Annotated in this window: 1 pseudogene; it reads right to left on the bottom strand. The window is 68.0% G+C overall.

Annotated elements, in window-relative coordinates:
- Positions 1-1098: pseudogene (locus JCM19049_RS15035) on the bottom strand (hypothetical protein); the annotation flags it as partial.
- Between the last annotated feature and the right edge of the window lie 10 nt (positions 1099-1108).

A 1108-nucleotide genomic window follows, 5' to 3' on the forward strand; every position in this document is an offset into this window, starting at 1 on the left:
CTCCACCAGGGTGCCGCCGCTTCCCGCCAGCCAGCCAAGCAGCACCAGCAGGGCAGGGATGACCAGCAGGGTCAGCCACCAGGTGCCGTGGGCGGAGTGCGCATCCCTGGTATACCCGGCGGCCAGCGCCAGCCAGGCGCCGGCCCACAACACCATGCGTTCGGCAACCCGCCAGGTTTGGCTGGCCCCAAAAACCCGTTCATAGGCCGCGGCGAAGTGTTGTACGAGCGCCGCCTGGGCGGCCAGCAACCCCGCCAGGAGAACCAGGATCACCCGGGGATCGGCCTGTGCGTAGTCCAGCCCGAACAGCACCGCCAGCAGGAAGAACGCCCGGGCGGCAGCCAGGTTCCAAAGTCGGTGCCGCTCCTCCAGCCGGGTGCTAAGCACATAGAAGGCGCTCAGCGGCAGGAAGATCCAGAAGAATTCGCGGCTGCTCAACTCATCCAGCATGACCAGGGAGGCCAGGAACACCATCGGAGGCAGCAGCCGGTAGCTGCTGGAGAGCGCTTGGTGGAATTGTGAGGCGCGCACGGCCGGGCTGCCGATGACCAGCAGGAGCATTGCCACCGCCAGCACCAACAGGGCCAGCAGGTAGGCCAGTACGCCCTGCTGGAGCACCGCGCCGCCGGACATGGCGGTGGAGATCAGGATCAGCACGGCCAGCCAGGCCAGCACACGGGAGTGCAGCCGCAAAGAGGCGAAGCCGAACGCGAGGGTGCCCACCACGGAGTAGCCCAACCAGATGCCGGTGGGCGAGGTGTGCAGGGTGTTGTAGGTCGCCAGGGCGCATAGGGGCAACAGCGCCAACCCCGTGCCGGTGAAGGCCGCGGCGGCCGGACGCAGGTTGGGTTGGACCCGGTGGACTATCAATCCCGCGGCATAAAATGCTGCGGCGACAACACACAGGCCCACCAGCTTGGCCACCGGGGCCAGGGCGAAGCTGAGGAAGAGTGCGCCGGCCGCCACCAGCAGCAGCGCGGCAACATACAAGGTGATGTTCACGTTGCGCAGTTCGCGTTCGCGCGCGCTCAGCGTCGGGCGGACCGGGGCGCTCGGTGCTGCACTCGTGCGCTGGGGGACGAAATCAATGGCCCGCACCCGGTCGGAG

The organism is Arthrobacter sp. JCM 19049, from assembly GCF_001310435.1.